Raw genomic sequence first — 16745 nt, forward strand, 5'->3', positions numbered from 1 at the left:
ATACCCCCATATAGGACTTTTATATTTCATTGTCCTATATGAGGGTAGCATATCAAGGTGCCTGTTCTGGCTCTTATTAAATACAATCAATATATTGACATCCAACAATCAATGCTGTATAGTGTTCCTGTAAAGAACTACTAATCAGAGGGAGGGTGCTATGGACGAAAGTAAAGCAATTGAATATCTGATGCATTTTGGAATGTCCCGGCAGGAAGCAACTGTTTATCTTCGGCTGATCGAAGCAGGAAAGCAGACGGGGTATGAGATTGCGAGAGATACAGGAATCTCAAGGTCGAATGTGTATGCATCACTGGCAGCTCTGGTTGAGAAAGGGGCTGCATATCTGGTAGAAGAGGATGCCAAGCGATATATTCCGGTTCATGTTCAGGAGTTCTGTGGTAACAGAATCCGCAGAATGGAAGAAGAACAGAAATGGTTGGATATGAATCTTACGGGAGAACAGAAAGAAGAAGAAGGATATGTTACGATCGATGGTCAGGAACATATTTCAGATAAGATCCATAATCTTCTGGCTAATGTGGAAGAAAGAGTGTATTGTTCCTGTTCCGGTGTCTGTCTGGAACAGTTGAAAGGACAGTTAAAGGAACTGACAGAAAAAGGAAAAAAGGTAGTTCTTGTGACAGATCATCCATTTGAACTTTCAGGGGCGATCATTTATGTGACGAAAGAAAAAGGAAATCAGATTGGTCTGATCACAGATTCTAAATATGTACTTTCGGGTGAATATGGACAGGAGAGCAGAAACACTTGTGTTTATTCCGGACAGAGAAATTTCGTTACGCTGTTTAAAACAGCACTTGCGAATGAGATAGAATTAATCAAAATACGCGAAGGAGAAAATGAAAATGAGTAAGAAACCATTTGTGACAAAAGAACAGGTTGAAGAGATTGTAAAAACATATCCGACTCCGTTCCATCTTTATGATGAGAAAGGAATCCGCGAGAATGCAAAAGCATTAAAGGAAGCATTTGCATGGAATCCGGGATATAAAGAGTATTTTGCTGTAAAGGCAACTCCGAATCCGTTCCTTTTACAGATCTTGAAAGAGTATGGATGCGGTTGTGACTGCTCCTCTTATACAGAACTGCTTATGTCAGATGCAGTTGGAATTGATGGTCATGATATTATGTTTTCCTCTAATGATACACCAGAGGAAGATTTTAAACTTGCTGATAAACTTGGAGCAATCATCAATCTGGATGATATTACACATATTGACTTCCTTGAGAAGACAATCGGACATATTCCGGAGACAATCAGCTGCCGTTACAATCCGGGCGGAATATTCAAGATCAGTAATGATATTATGGATAATCCGGGAGATTCAAAGTATGGAATGACAACAGAGCAGATCACAGAAGCATTTAAGACACTGAAGGCAAAAGGTGCAAAAGAATTTGGTATTCATGCATTCCTTGCCAGCAATACAGTGACAAATGATTATTATCCAATGCTTGCAAAAGTTCTTTTTGAACAGGCAGTACGTCTTCAGAAAGAAACAGGAGTACATATTAAGTTTATTAATCTTTCTGGTGGTATTGGAATTCCTTACACACCTGATCAGGAGCCGAATGATATCCGTGTGATCGGAGAAGGTGTCCGCAAGGTTTATGAAGAAGTACTTGTTCCGGCAGGAATGGGAGATGTTGCAATCTACACAGAGCTTGGCCGCTTTATGATGGGACCTTATGGCTGCCTTGTGACAAAAGCAATCCATGAGAAGAATACTTATAAGAACTACATCGGAGTAGATGCGTGTGCTGTTAACCTGATGCGCCCGGCAATGTATGGAGCATATCATCATATTACTGTTCTTGGAAAAGAAGATGCACCGTGCGATCACAAATATGATGTAACAGGTTCTCTGTGTGAAAATAATGATAAGTTTGCAATTGACAGAATGCTTCCGGAAGTTGATATGGGAGATTACCTTGTAATCCATGATACGGGTGCACATGGTTTCTCTATGGGATATAACTATAATGGTAAATTAAAATCAGCAGAGCTGCTCCTGAAAGAAGATGGAAGTGTACAGATGATTCGCCGTGCAGAGACACCGAAAGACTATTTTGCAACATTTGATTGTTTTGAGGTTGGAAAGAAACTTTGCAAATAAAAAACAAATAAAATCATAAAAAATAGTTGAAAAATGTGACCGGATATGGTAACATAAAAAAGCTGATTCGGACAAGAAGGTTTTCTTGTCCGACAGAATAAGCCGCTGTGGCGGAATTGGCAGACGCACTTGACTCAAAATCAAGCGGTTAGTAGCCGTGCCGGTTCGAGTCCGGCCAGCGGCATCGAACTTAATCTCTGAATATCTTACAAATTCAATGTTTGCAAGATATCCAGAGATTTTTTATATATTAGGAAAGTGCTTTCCTAATATATAAAAAACGCTCCGCTAAGGATGCGCACTGCGGCGTACAATGTAGATGTCGCAAGCGGTCTACGTTTCCACTTCGGTCCTTGCTAAACAAGCGCCACTGGCGCTTAGCAACGCCGCAGGCGCAAGAATGTGCAATGCACATTCTTTGTTCTTTGTAATTTCACTTTTTTCCACGACCAACGAGATAATCAATTGAGACTGTATAATAATCAGCAAGTTTGATGAAGACATCAATAGGAACGTTGATTTTTCCAAGTTCATATTTAGAATATGTAGTCTGTTTGATGTTGAGGTATGCAGCAACTTCTTTCTGCGTTTTATCATTATCTTCTCGCAAATTTCGTATGTTTTCGAATTTCATAATCCCATCCTCGTACCTTAAAGCCGGTGTGCGAACTTAACCGGAAACAAGCTATTGTTCACAGTATCCAGTGAACAATAATCTGATATCTTTTGTATTTTTGGATTATTATATAAAAGTCCTGACACGACTATTGAATTATAGTCGTACTACGACTATAATTGATAAAAACATGAAGAAATGTGCGAGAAATGAGACAGCATAAGAACTAAGGGGAATGGGAGAAAGTGATGAATAAAGAAAAAATAGATGATATGGATTATTATGAAAAATATCTGTTGAATGCGACGAAAGAAGAAAGGGATTGCTATATAAAAGAACATCCCGATTTTATGAATGAATATCCAGTATCGTATGAACATCGGGAACTGCTTCAGGATAAGATTTATCGTGGATTGATGCGTAAGATCCGGGATTATGAAAAAAGTCGTGAGCAATAAAAAACTGACAGATCACAACAGAAACAGAATGAAATTCTTAATGGACAGAAAATGTTTCGTGTGGTTTGTCAGTTTGTTTTAAATAAACAGAGATGTTAATCAAGCTTTCTTAAAATGTTTTTTAATTCTGAAAACGAATGTATCGTCGGATAATCTTCCTTAACATCTCCAAGTCCATATTCAGCAAAGATAAAAGGAATACCGGCTTTTTTGCAGGAATCAGCATCGCCCTGGGTATCTCCGACATAGACAGGGGATGTCAGGTTATTTTTCTCCATTAATTTCAGAATCGTCTGGTCTTTGGAAGTCTGCGTCTGGCCAAAACAAAGGAAATCTTTGATATATGGTTCCATGCCTGCGCCTTTCATCATAACTTCAATATATCCGCACTGGCAATTGCTTACAATAAAAAGAGGATATTCCAGAGCCAGCTCCTTGAGTGTGTCCATAACGCCTTCGTAGTAAACACCGGGATGTGTTTCAAGATAGCGGTTTTCATAATCAAAACAGATATCCATCAGTTTTCTTCGAGAGTCCGGGTCGAGATCGGGAAAAACTCCGGCAGCAATTTCGTCCATTGTCTTTCCAAACAGTCCCTGAAGAATTTCACGGTTTAAGTTTGGCTCAAGATCAGAGTTCTCTTTTATTGCAAGATTCCAGGATTCGGCTACAACTTCAACAGAATCCCAAAGTGTTCCATCTACATCAAATATAATTCCATCCATAATAATTCTCCTGATAGTATTTTTGAAAATATTGTTTACAAGATATTGGAGTTAAAAACTCTAAATTATGATACCATAAAATGAACCTTTAAAAAAGAAGTTGATTAGTGTATACTTTAATAATGGTTAAAATTAAATGCAACAAAAAGCAAGAGATAATAGGAGAGAATCTGATGAGAGATAAAATTGTACTGATCGATGGACACAGTATATTGAACCGGGCGTTTTATGGAGTTCCGGATCTGACGAATTCGGAAGGACTGCATACGAACGCAGTTTATGGATTCCTGAATATTATGTTTAAGATATTAGATGAAGAGAAGCCGGAATATCTGACGGTTACATTTGATGTGCATGCGCCGACATTTCGCCATGAGATGTTTGCAGATTATAAGGGCACGAGAAAGCCGATGGCAGAGGAACTACGTCAGCAGGTGCCTGTGATCAAGGACGTTCTGCGTGCGATGCATATAGAAGTGATTGAAAAGGCCGGACTTGAGGCGGATGATCTTTTGGGAACCTTGTCTCATCGTTGTGAGGAGAAAGGAATGGATGTTTCCATCATTTCCGGAGACCGTGATACGCTTCAGCTTGCGACAGAGCATATTAAGATCCGCATTCCAAAGACGAAGCAGGGGAAGACGGAAGTAGAAGATTATTATGCGGCAGATGTGCAGGAACGCTATGGAGTAACACCGAAGGAATTTATTGATGTAAAGGCTTTGATGGGTGATACTGCTGATAATATTCCTGGTGTTCCGGGAGTTGGCGAAAAGACAGCGACAAAGATCATTCAGCAGTACCAGACGATTGAAAATGCATACGAGCATGTTGATGAGCTGAAACCGCCAAGAGCAAGCAAGAATCTGAAAGAATTCTGGGAGCAGGCACAGCTTAGTAAGACACTTGCGACGATTAAACTGGACGCAGATATTACCTTTGAACTTGAAAATGCCAGACATGAGAATCCTTATACAAAAGAAGCTCATGAATTATTCCAAAGACTGGAGTTTAAAAATCTGCTTGGAAGATTTGATGTAGAAGCGTCAGTGAATGATGTGGAAAAATATTTTCGTGAGGTAACAGGAAAAGAAGAAATAGAGAAAGTCTTTAAAGAGGCGGAGAAAGCAGAGACCGTTGGTGTGGCATTTTCCAAAGATGCTGGAAATGTTCTCCCATTGTTTGCACATGCTTCAGGATACGGAAGGGTTTCTCTTTGCTATGAAGCAGAAAAGATTGTTACGATTCCTTGTGATATGGATGCTGATTTTGAATATCTGACAGGAAAGTTGTCTCACCTTGCAAAAAGTGTGAAACGTTTTTCAATGTGTGGATTGAAAGAATATCTGGAATGGCTGCCGGAACTTACAAGTGAGAACGGGTTTGATGCAATCGTAGCAGCATATCTTCTGAATCCTCTGAAAAATGATTACAATGCAGAAGATGTGGCAAGAGAACATTTGAATCTTTTAATTGATGAAAAACTTGATGAGGGTACAAAATCATGCTATGAGGCATATACAGCTTATGCCTGTGTCCCGGTTCTTGAGAAGAAACTGGAAGAGAATGGAATGTTCCGTTTGTTTAATGAAATTGAAATGCCATTAGTATTTACATTGTATGATATGGAACAGGCCGGTGTTAAGGTTGAAGGTGAAGAGCTGAAGCGTTACGGAGAAGAGCTTGGAGCAAGAATCGTTGAGCTGGAAAAAGAGATTTATGAAATGGCAGGGGAAGAGTTTAATATCAATTCTCCAAAACAGCTTGGTGTGATTCTTTTTGAAAAACTGGAAATGCCTCATGCAAAGAAGACAAAGACCGGGTATTCTACAGCAGCGGATGTGTTAGATAAACTTGCACCGGAATATCCTATCGTAGCAAAGATTCTGGAGTATCGTCAGCTTGCAAAACTGAAGTCAACATATGCAGACGGACTTGCGAATTATATAGGAATGGATGGAAGAATCCACAGTAAATTCAATCAGACGATCACAGCAACCGGACGTATCAGCAGTACAGAACCGAATCTGCAGAATATACCGGTTCGTATGGAGCTTGGACGTCTGATCCGTAAAGTATTTGTACCAAAAGAAGGCTGTGTCTTTGTGGATGCGGATTATTCTCAGATCGAGCTTCGTATTCTAGCGCATTGTTCCGGTGATGAACAGCTGATCCAGGCATATCGTGAAGCGAGAGATATTCACCGAATGACAGCTTCCCAGGTATTCCATGTACCATTTGATGAAGTGACAGATCTGCAGAGAAGAAATGCAAAAGCAGTTAATTTCGGCATTGTGTATGGAATCAGTTCTTTTGGACTGAGCCAGGATCTGAGTATTTCGAGAAAAGAGGCGGCACAGTATATCGAGCATTATTTTGAATCCTACCCGGGAATTAAGACATTTCTTGATAAATGTGTGAGCGATGCGAAAGAAAAAGGATATGCAGAGACTTTATATGGAAGAAGAAGACCGATGCCGGAATTAAAATCCAGCAATTTTATGCAGAGAAGTTTTGGGGAGCGTGTGGCAATGAATGCACCGATCCAGGGAACTGCTGCAGATATTATTAAAATAGCAATGATTCATGTAAATGAAGAATTGAAGAAGAGAAATCTGAAATCACGGATGATCCTTCAGGTGCATGATGAACTTTTGATCGAAGCAGATGAAACAGAATTAGAAGAAGTACAGCAGATCCTTCAGGATAAGATGGAACACGCAGCAGAATTGTTAGTTCCGCTTAGTGCAGATATGCATACAGGGAAGAACTGGTATGAGGCAAAATAAGATGAAAGTAATTGGAATCACGGGTGGAGTTGGCTCCGGAAAAAGTGAAGTTTTAAAATTTCTTGAACAGGAATACGGTGCGGTAGTCTGCCAGATGGATGAAGTTGCAAAGCAGATCCAGAAGAAAGGGACACAGGCGTTTTCGAGAATTGTACAAGAATTTGGTGAACAGATTGTCGGAAACAATGGTGAACTGGATCGCATGAAACTTGGAAGCTGCGTATTTGCAGATGAGAAGAAATTACAAAGATTGAATGATATTGTACATCCGGAAGTGCTGGAATGGGTTCGGAAAGATATCTTGAAGAAAAAAGAAGAGTGTTGTTCTTATTATATTGTAGAAGCAGCACTTCTTCCGGAAGTAGGAAAGGAACTGTGTGATGAATTATGGTATATTTACACAGATGAAGCGGTTCGGAGAGAACGACTGAAAAGTTCCAGACATTATACGGATGAAAAGATCACCAGAATGATTGCTTCACAACCGGTAGAAGAAGTATTTCGAAAGGCATGCACAGTTGTAATTGATAATAGTGGAGACTTTGAAGCAACAAAGAGACAAATAGGAGATAGATTGAACAAATGAGAATGTGCAGTATTGCAAGCGGCAGCAGTGGAAACTGTATCTATGTAGGAAGTGATAATTCCCATCTTCTGATTGATACGGGGATTAGTAAGAAACGAATTGAAGAAGGTCTGAATAAGTTGGAGATTAAAGGGGACGAACTCGATGGAATTCTGATCACACATGAACATTCGGATCATATTAAGGGACTTGGTGTGTTCAGCAGAAAGTACGAGATACCAATTTATGCGACTCCGGGAACGATTGCAGGAATCAAAGAGTCTTCCACTCTTGGAAAGATGCCGGAAGGACTTTTACATCCGATTAAGACAGATCATCCATTTCGGCTTGGTGAACTGGACGTACACCCATTTGCTATTTCCCATGATGCAAATGAACCGTCCGGATATCGTATTGAACAAGGTGGAAAGTCCGTAGCAGTTGCAACAGATCTTGGAAAATATGATGATTATACAGTGAAGAATCTGAAAAATCTGGATGCGATCCTTCTGGAAGCAAACCATGATATCCATATGCTGGAAGTCGGAGGATATCCATATTATTTGAAGCAGAGAATTCTTGGCGATCGCGGTCATTTATCAAATGAATTGTCAGGACAGCTTCTTTGTGATATACTACATGATAATCTGAAACATATCATGCTTGGTCATCTGAGCAAGGAGAACAATTACGCAAGACTTGCTTATGAGACAGTGAAGTTGGAAGTTACGCTTGCAGATAATGAATATAAAGGGGAAGACCTGAATATGTTCGTTGCAAGCCGGGAATCGGTTTCGGATATTATTAATGTATAAGATTGAGTGAATCAAAGCGGAGGTACAGAAAGAATGAAGAAATGTATTGTCACAGTACTTGGAAAAGACACAGTAGGAATTATTGCAAAAGTATGTACATATCTTGCAGAAAATGAAATCAATATTCTTGATATTTCACAGACAATTGTTCAGGGATATTTCAACATGATGATGATCGTAGATGTTGCGAATCTGAAGAAAGATTTCAAAGAAGTTTGTGATGAGATGGATGTACTTGGCAAAGAGATCGGTGTAACAATTCATTGTCAGAGAGAAGAGATTTTTGAGAAAATGCACCGTCTGTAAGAAGTCGGAGATAAGGTGAGGATAAGACTATGATTAATATGTATGAAGTATCAGAAACCAATAAGATGATCGAAAGCGAGAACCTTGATGTCCGCACGATCACTCTTGGAATCAGTCTGTTGGACTGTGTGGATTCTGATCTGAATGAACTGAACCGTAAGATTTATGAGAAGATTACAACAGTTGCAAAAGATCTTGTATCTACAGGAAAAGACATTGAGAAAGAATTCGGAATTCCGATCGTAAATAAGAGAATTTCAATTACACCTGTATCGCTTGTTGGAGCAGCAGCGTGTAAGACTCCGGAAGATTATGTGACAATCGCACGTACACTTGACCGCGCAGCGGAAAAAGTAGGTGTAAACTTCATTGGCGGATACTCCGCGCTTGTGTCGAAAGGAATGACACCAAGTGAAGAAAACCTGATCCGTTCAATCCCGCAGGCACTGGCCGAGACAGAGAGAATCTGTAGTTCCGTCAATGTGGGATCAACAAAGACAGGTATCAATATGGATGCAGTCCGTCTGTGTGGACAGATTGTGAAAGAAGCGGCAGAGGCAACGAAAGACAGAGATTCTCTTGGTTGTGCAAAGCTTGTTATTCTTTGCAATGCACCGGATGATAACCCGTTTATGGCAGGTGCATTCCTCGGTGTGACTGAGGCAGATACGATTATTAATGTAGGTGTCAGCGGACCGGGAGTTGTAAAGAAAGCGATTGAAAAAGCACGTGGAAAAGGTTTTGAAGAACTCTGTGAAACAATTAAGAAAACAGCGTTTAAGATTACGCGAGTAGGACAGCTTGTTGCAGGAGAGGCTTCTGCACGTCTTGGAATTCCATTTGGAATCATTGATCTTTCTCTTGCTCCGACTCCGGCAGTTGGAGATAGTATTGCAGAGATCCTGGAGGAAATCGGACTGGAGCGCGTTGGTGCACCTGGAACAACAGCAGCACTTGCAATGCTCAATGACCAGGTGAAGAAGGGCGGCGTTATGGCATCTTCTTATGTAGGTGGACTCAGCGGTGCATTTATTCCGGTCAGTGAAGATCAGGGAATGATTGATGCAGTAAATGCAGGATCTCTTACACTTGAGAAGTTAGAGGCAATGACATGCGTATGCTCTGTAGGACTTGACATGATCGCAATCCCTGGAAAGACATCAGCAGCGACAATCTCTGGAATCATTGCAGATGAGATGGCAATTGGTATGGTCAACCAGAAGACGACAGCAGTGCGTCTGATTCCGGTCATCGGTAAAGACGTTGGAGACGTGGCAGAATTTGGTGGACTGTTAGGTTATGCACCGATTATGCCGGTGAATGAATTTGGATGTGATGCGTTTATCAACAGACAGGGACGTATTCCGGCTCCGATTCATAGTTTTAAGAATTGACGAGGGAGAAATTTGATGAGTAAAGTTGCAATTGTAACGGATAGTAATAGCGGTATAACACAGGAACAGGGAAAAGAACTTGGAATTTTTGTTCTTCCGATGCCATTCTTTATTGATGGAGAACTTTATCTGGAGGATATCACACTTTCCCAGAGTGAATTTTATGAAAAGCTCGGAGCAGATTCCGATATTTCAACATCACAGCCATCCCCGGGAGAGGTCATGGATCTCTGGGATAAAGTTCTGGAAGAATATGATGAGCTTGTATGTATTCCGATGTCCAGTGGCTTGAGCAGCACATGTGCAACAGCAATTACTCTTGCAGCTGAATATGACGGACGCGTTCAGGTGGTTGATAATCAGAGGATTTCAGTTACACAGGAGCAGTCTGTTCTGGATGCAATGAATCTGCGTGAAGAAGGAAAGAGTGCAGCAGAGATCAAAGAAATACTGGAGAAAGAAAAACTTCAGGCAAGCATTTATATTACGGTGGATACTTTAAAATACCTGAAAAAAGGTGGAAGAATCACACCGGCAGCAGCGGCAATCGGAACTGTACTTAACTTAAAACCTGTTCTTCAGATCCAGGGAGAAAAGCTGGATGCATTTTCGAAAGCAAGAGGCTGGAAAACGGCGAAGAAGACAATGCTCAATGCAATCGAGAAAGATCTGAATGGACGCTTTGCCGATGTTAAGGATCAGATGGCTCTTGGTATGGCTTACACATGCAGTAAAGAAGAAGCACAGGAGTGGAAAGCAGAGATCGAAGAAAGATTTCCGGGATATGAGATTATGGAAGGACCATTGTCATTGAGTGTGGCCTGCCATATTGGTCCGGGGGCACTGGCGATTACTTGCATGAAGAGATTGTAAACTGGTAACTGTGACGAAATGCGTAGCATTTTGGAAGTTGGTTCTGAACAGTTACATAATCTGTATTGGTGAGAGGTGGTACTGTTCACACGTGGTGTGAGCAGTACTCTGTTTTTTTAGGAGAATATTATGAAAATTGTTGGTCTTATTACAGAATATAATCCATTTCACAATGGACATCTTTATCATATTAAAGAATCTTTGCGTGTAACCGGTGCAGATGCAGCCGTTGTTGTTATGAGTGGTGACTATGTGCAGCGGGGAACACCTGCAATCATGCCTAAAAGGATACGTGCGGAGATGGCACTGATGTGTGGTGCTGGAGCTGTCTTTGAACTTCCGGTCTGTTATGCGACGGGATCTGCGGAGCTTTTTGCACTTGGATCCGTATCTCTTTTAGAGTCTCTTGGAATTGTTGATTCTATCTGTTTTGGCAGTGAATGTAATGATCTCCCAATCTTGGAACAGCTTGCAGAACTACTTCTTGAAGAACCTGAGGCCTACCAGATTCTGTTGAAAGATTATCTGAAACAAGGGATGTCTTTTCCACGCGCCAGACAGGAAGCAATTCTTTCTTATACAGAAGATCCTCGGTTTGCAGAGATTTTAAGAAATCCGAACAATATTTTGGGGATTGAATATTTGAAAGCAATCAAAAAACTTGGAAGCAGGATGGAACCTTATACGATTGCAAGGCGTGGTGCACAGTATCATGATGAAGAACTGGACAGTGATTACAGTTCCGCTACGGCAATTCGTTCACTGCTTGCTTATTCAAGTTCATCTTTCAATACAGAACCAGTAGAAGGAAATTACGATGAGCTTTCGTTTTCGGGAATACTGTCAGAGCTGGAAAACCAGGTTCCAAAATGTTGTCTGGAACTTTTGAAGGATTATCATAAAGTACAGTATCCGATTTCACAGAATGATTTTTCTCTGATTTTGAAATATAAACTGTTAAATAAACAGCCAGAAAGTCTGGTTCGATATGTGGATGTCTCTCCGGAGATCGCATCCAGAATTGCGAATCAGTTAAACAACTTTTTTAATTATAAACAGTTCTGTGATTTGTTAAAAACACGAGAACTTACGCAGACCCGAGTTAACCGGGCATTGCTTCATATTATGCTTGGAACGAAAAAGGCAAATGTGGAAGAATATATTGACAATGGCTATCATATGTATGCACGTCTGCTTGGTTTTCGAAAAGACAATGCAAAGCTTTTGACAGCTATGTCAAAGGAAAGCAGTCTTCCGGTTTTGACGAAAATGTCTGAAATTGACGATCTTCCGGAACTTGGTCAGAAAATGCTCAGACATGATATGCTTGCTTCAAATCTGTATACCTCAGTGGTGACGGATAAGTTTAAGACGGCGTTTCAGAATGAATATAAGCAAGGGGTTTTGAAGGTGTAAATTTTAATAAGAGCCAGAACAGTTGTCGTGAGAGGTGACTGTTCTGGCTTGTAATGTTCTTGGAAAAAAACAATGTTTGATAAAATTGTAACAATCTCACAAATATCCTATTACAAAGTTCGGATTGTATTTGAAAATGCACATAAAATGACTTGTATACAAAAAACGATTGAGTTATAATAGGACTAAGTGAGATAAAAAGAAAGGTGGCATTAAATCATGGGATTTATTGATGAAATCAAAGCAAGAGCGAAAGCTTGCAAAAAGACAATCGTTCTTCCGGAGACAGAGGACGAAAGAACTTACAAAGCAGCAGAGACAGTACTGAAAGAAGGACTCGCTGATCTGGTGCTTGTAGGAAGCAAAGAGGAGATTGAGAAGAACAAAGGTACATACGACATCTCCGGTGCAACAATCGTAGATCCTGCAACAGATGCAAGAACAGAAGGATATATTGCAAAACTTGTTGAGTTAAGACAGAAAAAGGGAATGACTCCTGAACAGGCAAAAGAACTGCTTCTTAGCAATTACTTATACTATGGTGTAATGATGGTTAAGATGGGGGATGCAGACGGAATGGTATCCGGAGCATGCCACTCTACAGCAGATACACTTCGTCCATGCCTTCAGATCCTGAAGACAAAACCGGGAACAAAGCTCGTATCCGCATTCTTCCTTATGGTAGTACCAAACTGCGACATGGGAGCAAATGGAACATTTATCTTTGCTGATGCAGGACTTGAGCAGAATCCAGATCCGGAGAAACTTGCGAACATCGCTATTTCATCCGCAGATTCTTTCAAACTGCTTGTTGAGAAAGAGCCAGTTGTTGCTATGCTTTCTCACTCAACAAAGGGAAGTGCTAAGCATGCAGATGTAGATAAAGTTGTTGAGGCAACAAAGATCGCTCAGGAACTCGCACCAGAGCTTGCTCTTGACGGAGAACTTCAGCTTGATGCAGCTATCGTTCCATCCGTCGGAGAATCTAAAGCACCGGGAAGCAAGGTTGCAGGACATGCTAACGTACTTGTATTCCCAGACCTTGATGCTGGTAATATTGGATACAAACTTGTTCAGAGACTTGCTAAAGCAGAAGCTTACGGTCCTCTGACACAGGGAATCGCCGCTCCGGTTAACGACCTTTCCCGTGGATGCAGCGCTGAAGATATCGTAGGTGTTGTAGCTATCACAGCTGTACAGGCACAGGCTGAATAATTGTAATTGTTTACAGATTTTTTAAAATAGTTACGGGTAATTAAAAGAAACAAAGAGGGTAGTGTGAGCTGCTCTCGGATAATAATAAGGTTTTTTCAGGAGGAAAAAAGAAAATGAACGTATTAGTAATCAACTGCGGAAGCTCATCTCTGAAATTCCAGCTGATCAACGCTGAGACAGAGAAGGTACTTGCAAAAGGACTTTGTGAGAGAATTGGAATCGACGGACGTCTGACATATCAGCCGGCTGGCGGAGAAAAAGAGAAATCTGATCTGGCTATGCCAACTCATACAGAAGCAATTCAGTTTGTAATTGATGCTTTGACAAATGAGAAGACAGGAGTTGTTAAGAGCCTTGATGAGATCGGAGCAGTTGGACACCGTCTCGTACATGGTGGAGAGAAGTTTGCTTCATCTGTAGTAATCACAGACGAAGTAAAGAAAGCAGTAGAAGAGTGTAATGATCTTGCACCGCTTCATAACCCGGCAAACTTGATCGGTGTTGCAGCATGTGAGAAACTGATGCCAGGAACACCTATGGTTGCAGTATTTGATACAGCTTTCCATCAGACAATGCCGGAGAAGGCTTATATGTATGGACTTCCATATGAGTACTATGAGAAATACAAAGTAAGACGTTACGGTTTCCACGGAACAAGCCACAGCTTCGTATCTAAGAGAGCAGCAGAAGTAATGGGAAAATCTTACGATGAAGTAAAGACAATTGTATGCCACCTCGGAAATGGATCCAGTGTAAGTGCTGTTCTTAACGGAAAATGTGTAGATACTTCTATGGGACTTACTCCACTTGAAGGACTTGTAATGGGAACACGTTCAGGTGATATCGATCCTGCAATCATGGAGTTCATTGCTAAGAAAGAGAACCTTGACATTGAAGGTGTTATGGAAGTACTGAACAAAAAGTCTGGTGTATTTGGAATTTCAGGCGGACTTTCAAGTGACTTCCGTGACCTGACAGACGCTATGAATGCCGGAGATAAGAAAGCTAAGATCGCTATGGATGTATTCTCATACAGAGTAGCAAAATACATCGGATCTTACGCTGCAGCTATGAATGGTGTAGATGACATCGTATTTACAGCTGGTATCGGTGAGAACGATGATTATGTAAGAGAAGAAGTATGTAAATACCTTGGATACCTTGGAGTAGACTTCGATTCAGAAGTGAATAAAGGACTCAGAGGAAAAGAAGCTGAGCTTACAAAAGAAGGATCAAAGGTTAAAGTATTCGTTATTCCTACAAACGAAGAGCTTGCAATCGCCCGTGAGACATTAGCGCTTGTAAAATAATTGAAGAAATCTTAATTTGAGAAAGTGTATACGATAGTGATCTGTAAAGATTATATCGTATATGAGCGCAGGACTGAGGTGCCAAGAGAGCAGTTCAGTCCTGCTTTTGCGCATAGAAGAAACAAAAATGTATCCAATACATTTTGCTCTTCATAATATTTTTGATAGAAATTATAAATATCTGTTGACAAACATTTTTTCCATGATATAATAGTTTAGGTATGAATAGGAGAAATACATTATGTTGATTAACCTATCAGACGTTTTGTCAGACCAGCATAAGACGGTTGAAGAAACTGTGCGGCTGGAGATGGAAGAGATCCGGTTACAATCCGGAACCTACCCCATTATCAGCAAGGAGCCGGTTCATGTTAAAGTAGAGCATATAAGGGGAAAAGAACTGCTCATCACAGCTGAGACCAGATTGAGTGTCATAATTCCATGTGACCGTTGTCTGGAGGATGTGAAACGGGAGTTTGAACTGAATTGTGTGAAACATGTGGACGTAGGCCTCTCCGACGCAGAACTGACAGAGGAGCTGGATGAATCAAACTTTATTGACGGATATCATCTTGACGTGGACAAACTGCTCTTTCATGAGATTTTGTCGAGCTGGCCGACGAAAGTACTTTGCAGGGAAGACTGCAAGGGATTATGCAATGTATGCGGTCAGAATTTAAATACGGGGTCTTGTAACTGTGAAGATACAGGGCTTGATCCGAGAATGTCAGTTGTCCGTGACTTATTTAAGAATTTTAAGGAGGTGTAACCTATGTCAATCTGTCCAAAGAATAAATCTTCAAAAGCAAGAAGAGATAAAAGAAGAGCTAACTGGAAGATGAGCGCACCGAATCTGGTGAAATGCAGCAAGTGCGGCGAGCTTATGATGCCACACCGTGTATGTAAGGCGTGTGGATCTTACAACAAGCGCGAGATCGTTTCAGTTGACTAATGATCAATAAGATATTGAGTGTACTGCGAACAGAACACTTGAGGGCGTAAAAACTTTGTGTTTTACGCCTTTTTTTATTGATTTTTATACTGATATCCAGTAGAATAATTTCAGTAGCGCAAGGAGGAAATGATATGTCAGAGATTACAAGGGTTGCTCTTGATGCCATGGGTGGAGACAATGCACCAAGAGAGATTGTAAAAGGTGCCGTAGAGGCAGTGCGGAAGAGAAAAGATATCAAGGTACTGCTGACAGGTAAGGAAGATGTGATTCGCAAGGAACTCTCCGCTTATACGTATCCTGAGGAGCAGATTGAGATTGTGAATGCTACAGAGGTTATTGAGACGGCAGAACCTCCAGTGAAAGCAATCCGTGGTAAGAAAGATTCATCCATTGTTGTTGCGATGAAGATGGTGAAGAAAGGGGAAGCAGATGCTTTTGTATCTGCAGGAAGTTCAGGAGCTGTTCTTGTTGGAGGACAGGTTCTTGTAGGCAGGATCAAAGGTGTTGAAAGACCACCGCTTGCACCACTGATTCCTACATTAAAAGGTGTTTCACTTTTGATCGATTGTGGAGCTAATGTAGACGCACGCCCATCTCACCTGGTACAGTTTGCAAAGATGGGATCCATTTATATGGAAAGCGTTATGGGAAAGAAGAATCCGACAGTTGGTATCGTGAATATCGGTGCTGAAGAAGAGAAGGGAAATGCGCTGGTGAAAGAGACATTCCCACTGTTAAAAGAATGTCCTGACATCAATTTCATTGGAAGTGTTGAGGCACGAGATATTCCTTACGGAGCAGCAGATGTTATTGTCTGTGAAGCATTTGCAGGTAATATTATTCTGAAGCTTTATGAGGGTGTTGCAGGAGCACTGCTTAAGAAAGTGAAGAAAGGAATGCTTTCTTCTTTGCGTAGTAAGATAGGGGCACTGCTTGTGAAACCTGCTTTAAAGGGCGTACTGAAAGATTTTGATACAAGTGAGTATGGCGGCGCACCGCTTCTTGGCCTGAACGGACTTGTAGTAAAGACACATGGAAGTTCAAAGTCAAAGGAGGTATGCAACTCAATCATTCAGTGTGTTGCATTTAAGGAGCAGAAGATCAATGAGAAGATAAAAGAGGCAATTCAACAGGAGACCCTGGAAGAAAAGAAAGAAGTCGAATAAG

17 protein-coding genes and 1 tRNA gene are annotated in these 16745 nt (G+C 40.9%); 16 read left to right on the forward strand and 2 right to left on the reverse strand.

Features of this window, described 5'->3' with window-relative positions; all coding sequences use genetic code 11:
* Positions 1-160 precede the first annotated feature (160 nt).
* The 3 genes from LI162_RS11520 (at position 161) to LI162_RS11530 (ending at position 2325) form a co-directional block, all read left to right on the forward strand.
* Positions 161-877: a TrmB family transcriptional regulator gene (locus LI162_RS11520; RefSeq protein WP_020436710.1), complete on the forward strand. Its 717-nt coding sequence runs from the start codon at positions 161-163 to the stop codon at positions 875-877.
* Positions 870-2141, forward strand: coding sequence for a diaminopimelate decarboxylase (locus tag LI162_RS11525; protein WP_015528911.1), 1272 nt, complete (start codon positions 870-872; stop codon positions 2139-2141). The genes LI162_RS11520 and LI162_RS11525 overlap by 8 nt, the downstream gene beginning before the upstream one ends.
* A 101-nt stretch (positions 2142-2242) precedes the next feature.
* Positions 2243-2325 (forward strand) — tRNA-Leu (locus tag LI162_RS11530).
* A gap of 249 nt (positions 2326-2574) precedes the next feature.
* Here the strand turns inward: LI162_RS11530 and LI162_RS11535 are convergent.
* A complete protein-coding gene (locus tag LI162_RS11535) occupies positions 2575-2775 on the reverse strand; it encodes a helix-turn-helix domain-containing protein (protein ID WP_020436712.1) in 201 nt (66 codons plus the stop codon).
* Positions 2776-3005: 230 nt separating this feature from the next.
* Here LI162_RS11535 and LI162_RS11540 point away from each other — a divergent pair, with 230 nt between their 5' ends.
* Complete coding sequence (locus tag LI162_RS11540) at positions 3006-3215, forward strand: hypothetical protein (protein ID WP_055144506.1); 210 nt, start codon at positions 3006-3008, stop codon at positions 3213-3215.
* A gap of 95 nt (positions 3216-3310) precedes the next feature.
* On the opposite strand, the gene LI162_RS11545 is transcribed toward LI162_RS11540, so the two are convergent.
* Entirely contained in the window at positions 3311-3940 is a 630-nt protein-coding gene (locus LI162_RS11545) for an HAD family hydrolase (protein WP_055144503.1), read from the reverse strand.
* A 173-nt stretch (positions 3941-4113) separates the two neighbouring features.
* On the opposite strand from LI162_RS11545, the gene polA reads away from it, so the two are divergent.
* From polA to plsX, 12 genes are all read left to right on the forward strand, one after another.
* Positions 4114-6729, forward strand: coding sequence for a DNA polymerase I (gene polA, locus LI162_RS11550; RefSeq protein ID WP_196019763.1), 2616 nt, complete (start codon positions 4114-4116; stop codon positions 6727-6729).
* 1 nt (position 6730) lies between these two features.
* Complete coding sequence (gene coaE, locus LI162_RS11555) at positions 6731-7315, forward strand: dephospho-CoA kinase (RefSeq protein ID WP_015528916.1); 585 nt, start codon at positions 6731-6733, stop codon at positions 7313-7315.
* On the forward strand, positions 7312-8109 hold the full coding sequence (locus tag LI162_RS11560) for an MBL fold metallo-hydrolase (protein ID WP_196019761.1): 798 nt from the start codon (positions 7312-7314) through the stop codon (positions 8107-8109). Before coaE ends, LI162_RS11560 begins: the two co-directional genes overlap by 4 nt.
* Positions 8110-8142: 33 nt before the next feature.
* Complete coding sequence (locus LI162_RS11565) at positions 8143-8415, forward strand: ACT domain-containing protein (protein ID WP_015528918.1); 273 nt, start codon at positions 8143-8145, stop codon at positions 8413-8415.
* A gap of 29 nt (positions 8416-8444) precedes the next feature.
* Entirely contained in the window at positions 8445-9809 is a 1365-nt protein-coding gene (locus LI162_RS11570) for a PFL family protein (RefSeq protein WP_015528919.1), read from the forward strand.
* A 15-nt stretch (positions 9810-9824) separates the two neighbouring features.
* On the forward strand, positions 9825-10682 hold the full coding sequence (locus LI162_RS11575) for a DegV family protein (RefSeq protein ID WP_196019759.1): 858 nt from the start codon (positions 9825-9827) through the stop codon (positions 10680-10682).
* A gap of 129 nt (positions 10683-10811) precedes the next feature.
* Complete coding sequence (locus LI162_RS11580) at positions 10812-12098, forward strand: nucleotidyltransferase (RefSeq protein WP_055144484.1); 1287 nt, start codon at positions 10812-10814, stop codon at positions 12096-12098.
* A 219-nt stretch (positions 12099-12317) separates the two neighbouring features.
* Positions 12318-13313, forward strand: a complete 996-nt coding sequence (gene pta / locus LI162_RS11585; RefSeq protein WP_015528922.1) for a phosphate acetyltransferase — start codon at positions 12318-12320, stop codon at positions 13311-13313.
* A 113-nt stretch (positions 13314-13426) separates the two neighbouring features.
* The gene (locus LI162_RS11590; protein ID WP_055144478.1) at positions 13427-14623 is read left to right on the forward strand and encodes an acetate kinase; all 1197 of its coding nucleotides are present in this window, start codon (positions 13427-13429) and stop codon (positions 14621-14623) included.
* A 241-nt stretch (positions 14624-14864) separates the two neighbouring features.
* Entirely contained in the window at positions 14865-15392 is a 528-nt protein-coding gene (locus LI162_RS11595) for a YceD family protein (protein ID WP_055144475.1), read from the forward strand.
* Between the two features lie 3 nt (positions 15393-15395).
* Positions 15396-15575: a 50S ribosomal protein L32 gene (rpmF, locus tag LI162_RS11600; RefSeq protein ID WP_015528925.1), complete on the forward strand. Its 180-nt coding sequence runs from the start codon at positions 15396-15398 to the stop codon at positions 15573-15575.
* Positions 15576-15709: 134 nt separating this feature from the next.
* Positions 15710-16744, forward strand: a complete 1035-nt coding sequence (plsX, locus tag LI162_RS11605; RefSeq protein WP_055144472.1) for a phosphate acyltransferase PlsX — start codon at positions 15710-15712, stop codon at positions 16742-16744.
* The last annotated feature ends 1 nt before the right edge of the window (position 16745 follow it).

The sequence above is a fragment of the Mediterraneibacter sp. 210702-DFI.3.120 genome, from assembly GCF_020561005.1.
Classification (GTDB): Bacteria; Bacillota; Clostridia; order Lachnospirales; family Lachnospiraceae; genus Mediterraneibacter; species Mediterraneibacter faecis.